Origin of the sequence: Parafrankia sp. FMc2, from assembly GCF_041008525.1 — a bacterium.
GTDB lineage: Bacteria > Actinomycetota > Actinomycetes > Frankiales > Frankiaceae > Parafrankia.
Map to the genome: position 1 here is coordinate 1 of NZ_JBFLUG010000225.1, position 7,652 is coordinate 7,652.

Below are 7,652 nucleotides of genomic sequence, written 5' to 3' on the forward strand. Positions count from 1 at the left end.
GGGACAGGTCAAACGACAGGCACGCCCACGAGCGGCCAGTGTTCTCGGGAGTCACCTCTCACCGTCGGCCTCAGCCTGGCCGATCAACCCGGGTCGGGCTGCCACCGACACTCACAGTGTTCTCGTTCGTGCCGCGCTGCCAGGGGCTGTGCGGGTCCGCGAAGTAGACCTCCAGCCCTGTGCGGGCGGTCAGCGTGGCGTGCCCGGCCATCTCCTTGCCGCGGTCCCAGGTCAGCGTGCGACGCAGCTGCTCGGGCAGCACGGCGAACGCCTGTATGATCGCCTCCCGGACAGCGTCGGCGCCACGGCCCGCCAACGCCGGACCATTCTTCACCCGCGGCTGATCACCGTAGCCGTCCATGCGTGGCAGGTGCAGCAGGAGAGTGAACCGGGTGGTGCGCTCGACCAGGGTGCCGATCGCGGACCGGTTCAACCCGATGATCAGGTCTCCTTCCCAGTGCCCCGCGACCGCCCGGTCGGCGGCCTCGACCGGCCGGGCGCTGATCCGCACCTCGGGGGTGACCATGCCGTCGCGGCGCCGCCCGGCCCGCGCGCGTGGCACCCGCAGAGCCCGGCCCGTGCGCAGGCAGGCGACCAGCTCACGGTGCAACGCCCCCCGCCCCTCGATGTAAAGGGCCTGGTAGATCGCCTCGTGCGAGATCCGCATCGTCGGGTCGTCGGGAAAGTCGACCGCCAGCCGGCGAGAGATCTGCTCCGGACTCCACGCCCTGGCCCAGCGGCGGTCCTGGCGGCGGGGCTTGTTCCTGCCGGTGAACGGCGCCGTCCACGGGCCAGGCACCACCGTGCCGTCACCACGGCGGACCGGCCCAGCGAGCCGCTCCTGCACATAGTCACGCAGCCGCTCGTTGCCTACGAGCTTGGCGGTCTTGGGCCGGGCGGCCCGACGGTCGCGATGCCACTGCGCGAGCGTGGCCCGGTAGACCAGCGTCCCGCACCGGGTACCGGCGTTACGCCGCAGCTCCCGCGACACCGTCGACGCAGGCCGGCCCAGACCCCGGGCGATCTGGCGGACGCTGTCCCCGCGAGCACGACCCAGAGCGATCTCCTCCCGCTCCGCGAACGACAGATACCTGCCCGAAGGTACAGGGAAGTCCGAAGGGGGCATCCCGCCACACTTCCGGAACCACCGGCTCCCGACCGCCGGCGACACGCCGGCCTCGATACCGGCATCTTCGCTGCTCAGGCCACGTGCGATCGCCGCCCAGAACTGCTGCTGATGCTCGCGGCGCGCCTCAGGCGGTCGCCCCGGCGACCGCATCCCCGCCCGCCCTGTGACCGTCTCGGTCCAGTCCGCTGGCCGTCCCATTCCCACACCTCCGGATCGAGGTGTTGCGACGACCAGTTGAATCCGCCCAATACACGTCTTTCACGCTCGCCGAGCACCTGGACCGAGCCGGCATCGCGGCCTCCATCGGCACGGTCGGCGACGCACTGGACAACGCACTGATGGAATCGACCATCGGCCTGTACAAGACAGAACTGATCAAACCGCGGCGGCCCTGGCGAACTCTGCCCGAGGTCGAGTTGGCCACCGCCGAATGGGCGGACTGGTACAACCACCGACGCCTACATGGTGAGATAGGCCACATCCCACCAGTCGAATGCGAAGCCAACTACTACCTGACAGCCCAGAAACCCCAGGTCACAGTCACAACCTAGAGCCTCCAACCTTCCCGGGGCGGTTCACTGGAGGTCGCCCCGTCCGCCGCGGGTAGGTCCATGTCCGTGAGGTCAGACGGCGGTGCCACCGCAGGACGGTCCCCGGGGGTGACCAGCCGGTGGGCTCGCAGCGTCTTGGGTAGGCGTCGCATGAGTGCGGCGAGGACCGCCCGGTCCGCCCAGTCCCACCGGGGCTTGGACTGGGTACGGCGCAGCACCGCGACCTCGTGCCGTAACACGAGCAGCTCGATGTTCTTGGACGCCGACGAACCGCCGAGGAGAACCAGCCAGCCGCACACCCGAGCGAAGATCAGATAGAGCAAGCGGATCGACATAGCTGACCATCATCCCGCCGGCCCCATACGGCCGCATCTCCCCAGCTCACAGGCCCAGGCCGACTTCTGACACCCCACAGGGCGAGGCGGCGGGCCATGAGGGTGATGAAGGTCCAGAGGTCGGCGTCCTACGTCGGCTGCGGAACCCCCGCCGGGCGTTGCCCCCAGAGTCCATCTCACACCACCAACATCACCAGAAGCCCAGCCAACGTGGCCAACTTCGGCCCCTATCGACCCGCGACGCCCGGCTCCACCGACCGGTCCACCAGTCACGGAACGTCACAGATCACCGGTTCTGAACGCAGCTTCTTCAGGGCCGGCGAGCTCGGGTGAACTCGGCGACAGGACGAAGTCTGGTGTCCCGGGTGCTGGGGCGCCGGTAGCGGATGAGGCGGCGGGCGGACTCCAGCATGTATCCGCGCAGGTCCGCGTCGGAGTAGTCCCGGACACCGGGGGCGAAACCGGCGTCGCGCAGACCACCGAGCAACATGTTCGCGGCGACGAACGCGCCGGGTTCCGAGTCAGGGCCGACGAGCAGCGCGATGATGCGTGTTCCGATGGTGGGGTGCGCGCGATGCTGCTCGATGATCTGAGCGACGGCGAGGTCACCCTGCAGTACCGCGTACAGGGACCGGTTCCGGATGACCAGATCGACCAGGCCGGTCAGCAGCGTGTCGATCTGCGCGCCCCGGAAGCGTTTCCGCTCGGCCTCGTCGGCGAGCGCGGCTAGCTCCTCGAGAACCGGACCAATGAGCGCCAGGACGATCTCACCCTTGGTCTTGAAGTGATAGTAGATTGCGGCCTTCGTCACGCCGAGGGCATCCGCGATCATCTGAAGTGACGTACCGCTCACCCCGTGCTCGGCGAACAGCCCCAACGCGGCCGCGAGCAGCCTGTCCCTTCCCGTTCCACCTTGGACCATCGCCGGTTCCGGCTGTCCTGTCACCGCCCTGACCTCCTCTTTTCTCCCGCGCTGGGTAGGAAGCGATGCCTCGGACTCCTCGTCCCCGCGGTCGACAGCTCGTCGCTGCACGGAGAACTGGCGCACTCACTCTAGCCGATGTAAAGGACCTTGCTAGCCGTACGACAAGCGATTCCCTTTACGGAAGGCTTGTCCTTCACTAGCCGATCGTCTAGTCTGCAGGTCGCAATGACCGGCCGTCCGGCTAGTTGGATGGCTCCGCCGTCACCGTTCTCCGGGCACTGCTGTGCCTCCATCCCGAGGGGAAGATCCGTTGGCCACCTATCTCTATCGGCTGGGTCGCACGGCGTACCGCCGTCGCCGGCTGGTCGTAACACTGTGGGTCGTGGCGCTCGCCCTCGTCGGTGTCGGCGCGGCAACGCTGTCCGGCCAGACCTCGGACGAGTTCTCCATCCCGGGAACCGAGTCCCAGCAGGCCATCGATCTCCTCGACGCACGGATGCCCGCCGTCGGGGCGGACAAGGCGACCGCCCGCGTGGTCTTCACCGTTCCCGACGGGGCGCTCACCGATCCGGGCCGCGAACAGGCCATCGGCGAGGTCGTCGACCAACTCACCGACGTGCCACAGGTCACCCAGGTCAGCGATCCGTTCACTGAGGACGGCGTGTCGACGGATGGGCGTACCGCCTACGCCCAGGTGGCGTTCTCGGTGCAGTCCGCCGAGGTCACCGATGAGGCACGTGACGCGCTGTTCGCCGTGGCCGACACCGCCGAGGACGCCGGCATCAAGGTCGAGTACGGCGGCAGCGCGGTCGAGGGACTGCCCGAGCAGAGCGCCACCGAGATCATCGGTCTCGGGGTCGCCGCGGTCACCCTCGTCATCACCTTCGGATCCCTCGTCGCCGCCGGGCTGCCGCTGCTCACCGCCCTGCTCGGCGTGATGATCGGCATCGGCACCATCCAGATCGCCACCGGGTTCATCGACCTGAGCTCCAGCACCTCCACCCTCGCCCTGATGCTCGGACTCGCCGTCGGCATCGACTACGCCCTGTTCGTCACCTCCCGCTACCGCCACGAGCTGTCGGAGGGTCTGGACGGCGAGGAAGCCGCCGGCCGCGCGGTCGGCACCGCCGGCTCCGCGGTCGTGTTCGCCGGCCTCACCGTCGTCATCGCGCTCGCCGCGCTCGCCGTCGTCGGCATCCCATTCCTGACCGCGATGGGCCTCGCCGCCGCCGGCACCGTGGCCGTGGCCGTTGTCATCGCGCTCACCCTGCTCCCCGCCGTATTCGGCTTCGCGGGCCAGCGGATCGTCGGAGGCGGGATCCCCGGCCTACGCACCCCCGACCCGGAAAACGACAGCACCCCACCGACCATGGGCGAACGTTGGGCGCGCCTGGCCGTGCGGCGGCGTTGGCCGGCGGTCGTGGTCGCGGTCTTCGCGCTCGGCCTGGCCGCCGTGCCCGCCACCGACCTGCGCCTCGCGCTGCCCGACGACAGCACCGCCGCGTCCGACACCACCCAGCGCAAGGCCTACGACCAGCTCAGCGCCGGATTCGGACCCGGCTTCAACGGACCGCTGCTTCTCGTCGTCGACGGCGCCGGCAGTCCCGACCCGAAGGCCGCCGCCGACAAGGTCGCCGCGACCGTCACCGGCCTGCCCGGTGTGGCCGCGGTCAGCGAACCGACGTTCAACGAGACCAGCGACACCGCCACGCTCTCGGTCATCCCGACCTCGGGTCCCAGCGAGCCGGCCACCGAGGACCTCGTCCACGCCATCCGGGGCCAGTCCGGGGCCCTGGCGGCCGCGACCGGCGCCACAACCTCGATCACCGGTCAGACCGCGGTGACCATCGACGTCTCGGAGAAGCTCGGTGACGCGCTGATCCCCTACCTCGTCGTCGTCGTCGGCCTGGCGTTCGTGCTCCTCGTTCTGGTGTTTCGCAGCCTCCTCGTCCCCCTCAAGGCCACCGCCGGGTTCCTGCTCAGCGTGATCGCCACCTTCGGCGCGGTCGTCGCCGTGTTCCAGTGGGGCTGGCTGGCGGACCTGCTCGGCGTCGACAGCACCGGGCCGATCGTCAGCATCCTGCCGATCTTCCTCATCGGGGTGCTGTTCGGTCTCGCGATGGACTACGAGGTCTTCCTCGTCACCCGCATGCGCGAGGAGTTCGTCCACGGACTCGCGCCCGACGACGCCGTCATCAGCGGTTTCCGGCACGGCGCCCGCGTCGTCACAGCCGCCGCCATCATCATGATCAGCGTCTTCGCCGGGTTCATCCTCTCGGAAGACGCGATAATCAAGTCGATGGGTTTCGCGCTCGCGTTCGGCGTCCTCGTCGACGCCTTCATCGTGCGGATGACCCTCGTGCCCGCTGTCATGTCGCTGCTCGGCCGCCGGGCCTGGTGGCTACCGGGCTGGCTCGACCGGCACCTGCCCGACATCGACGTCGAAGGAAAGAAACTTCTCAAGCCGGCTCCCGCGACCGGCGAGGGCGACCACAACCCGGCACTCGCGCCCGACGGCGCGACCTCTCCCCCGGCACAGCGCGGGTCCCCCGCGCAGAGGGCCACGCAGGCCACCACCGCCAGAGACCAACCCGTCCGATGAGCCAGCGCTGACAAACGGCCGGCGCCCGCCGACACGGCGGAGCGCCGGCCGTTCGCCGGCCACTCCCGCACCCCTCACCTAGCCCGGATCTTCGTGCCTCGACCGGGTGTGATCGCGGGCTGCCCACGCCACCCTGCCCGCCCTCGCGTGCGGGCACTAATGGGACGTACCGGGTCGCGATACGGCAGGCTCGGTGCCGGTAGCCGCCGGTGGGTGAGCACTCTTGGGCACAGGGCCTGCGAGCTCTAGCAACAGACCGTGCCCCTGCCGGTGGTCGGGAGAGCGAACTACCGATGGGATGTCGTGGCCGTCGATCGTGACGTGACCATTTGACCATGAGGGCGTGGCCGATCTCCTGTGGGCTGCTGGTTGTGCTGCCGGCGCGGAGGAGGCTTGGGTGTTGTTTGTCGGGGACGACTGGGCGGAAGATCATCACGATGTGGAGGTGCAGGACGAGACCGGTCGGCGGCTGGTGAAGGCGCGGCTGCCGGAAGGGCTGGTCGGGATCACTCGGTTACACGAGCTCGTCGGTGCGCACCTGGCCGAGGACGCCGGCCCGGACCAGGTCGTCGTCGGGATCGAGACGGATCGCGGTCCGTGGGTGTCAGCGCTGGTCGCGGCGGGCTACCAGGTGATCGCGATCAACCCGCTGCAGGCGGCCCGCTACCGGGAGCGGTACTCCACGTCCGGGGCCAAGAGCGACGCGGGTGACGCTCACGCGCTCGCGGACATGGTTCGCACCGACCGCCACCAGCTGCGCCAGGTCGCCGGCGACGGTGACCTGGCCGAGGCGGTGAAGGTCACCGCGCGGGCGCATCAGACGCTCATCTGGGATCGCACGCGCCAGGTCCTGCGGCTGCGCGCCGCACTCGTCGAGTCGTTCCCCGCCGCGGTGGCGGCCTTCGACGACCTGGCCGCCGCCGACACGTTGGAGCTACTCGCCAAGACACCGACTCCGGACCTGGCCCGACGCCTGACCGTCGCGCAGATCTCCGCCGCTCTCAAGCGGGCCCGCCGCCACGACATCGCGGAGAAGGCACGCAGGATCCGGGCCGCTTTCCAGGCCGGTCAGCTGCCGGTCCGCCACGCCACGGCCGCTGCCTACGGCGCGGTCGTGCGCGCCCAGACCACGCTGATCAGCGCGCTCAACATCGAGATCGACCGGCTCGGTGAGCAGGTCGGTGCCCATTTTGGCCAGCACCCGGACGCTGAGATCCTCCCGTTCCCAGCCCGGCCTGGGACCAGTCCTCGCCGCCCGGGTGCTCGCCGAGTTCGGAGATGACCCGAAGCGCTATGCCGACGCGAAGGCGCGGAAGAACTATGCCGGGACCAGCCCCATCACCCGCGCCTCCGGGAAGAAGACGGTCGTGATGGCCCGCTACGCCCGCAACAGCCGGCTCGCAGACGCCCTGCACCAGCAGGCCTTCTGCGCCCTGAGAGCCTCACCCGGCGCCCGCGCCTACTACGACCAGATCCGTGCCCGCGGCGCCGGCCACCACGCCGCGCTCCGCCAGCTCGCCAATCGCCTCGTCGGCATCCTCCACGGCTGCCTGAAGACCCGCACCCTCTACAACGAGGCAACCGCATGGCCACAGAAAGTCACACTCGACGCCGCCGCTTGACATCCAAAAACATGGGATGTCTGTTGCATCCGGCGACTCCAGCCGATCTTGACCGCAGATCTTCCCGTAGCTGAGCCTTCGTGGGGCTCGGTCGGCAGGTCGACGGTGCTCCAGCGACCGGATTGGGCGTCCTCCAACAGGAAGATTTTCGGTCAAGATCTCCCGGCCCCGCCGGATGCAACAGCGCCGGACAGAGGCTGAACGGCGTGCTCGAAGCACAGTGCGTAGGCCCCTCGGGCGGCCGCCTCACCAGACTCCTATGCGGGCTCAGGTCCCAAACATCACGCGGTGTCGGCGAAGACCCCCGACGTCATTTTCACGCCCGCGAGGCGTCCCCCGGGGACACGGACGACTCCTATGTCAAGCCGCGAGCTGACGGTCATCTGCGGGCGCCGGTGAGGGCGGTGCGGTGTGGCTGCGCGCGTCGGCGCGGAGGGCGGTGAACACGACGTCGGACAGCCGGCGGCGCAGCAGACGGACGGCTTCGG

Annotated in this window: 4 protein-coding genes and 2 pseudogenes; 3 read left to right on the top strand and 3 right to left on the bottom strand. The window is 69.5% G+C overall.

Annotated elements, in window-relative coordinates; all coding sequences use genetic code 11:
- Positions 1–115: 115 nt before the first annotated feature.
- Positions 116–1,327: pseudogene (locus AB1460_RS34620) on the bottom strand (IS30 family transposase); the annotation flags it as partial.
- 20 nt (positions 1,328–1,347) lie between these two features.
- On the opposite strand from AB1460_RS34620, the gene AB1460_RS34625 reads away from it, so the two are divergent.
- The gene (locus AB1460_RS34625) at positions 1,348–1,680 is read left to right on the top strand and encodes an integrase core domain-containing protein (protein ID WP_420497446.1); all 333 of its coding nucleotides are present in this window, start codon (positions 1,348–1,350) and stop codon (positions 1,678–1,680) included.
- Here the strand turns inward: AB1460_RS34625 and AB1460_RS34630 are convergent.
- The gene (locus AB1460_RS34630; protein ID WP_368966575.1) at positions 1,677–2,015 is read right to left on the bottom strand and encodes a hypothetical protein; all 339 of its coding nucleotides are present in this window, start codon (positions 2,013–2,015) and stop codon (positions 1,677–1,679) included. The two genes, AB1460_RS34625 and AB1460_RS34630, sit on opposite strands and share 4 nt — an antisense overlap.
- A gap of 310 nt (positions 2,016–2,325) precedes the next feature.
- Positions 2,326–2,961, bottom strand: coding sequence for a TetR/AcrR family transcriptional regulator (locus AB1460_RS34635; protein ID WP_368966576.1), 636 nt, complete (start codon positions 2,959–2,961; stop codon positions 2,326–2,328).
- A 289-nt stretch (positions 2,962–3,250) separates the two neighbouring features.
- On the opposite strand from AB1460_RS34635, the gene AB1460_RS34640 reads away from it, so the two are divergent.
- Entirely contained in the window at positions 3,251–5,542 is a 2,292-nt protein-coding gene (locus AB1460_RS34640; RefSeq protein ID WP_368966577.1) for an MMPL family transporter, read from the top strand.
- A 397-nt stretch (positions 5,543–5,939) separates the two neighbouring features.
- Positions 5,940–7,164, top strand: a pseudogene (locus AB1460_RS34645) (IS110 family transposase).
- Positions 7,165–7,652 lie beyond the last annotated feature (488 nt).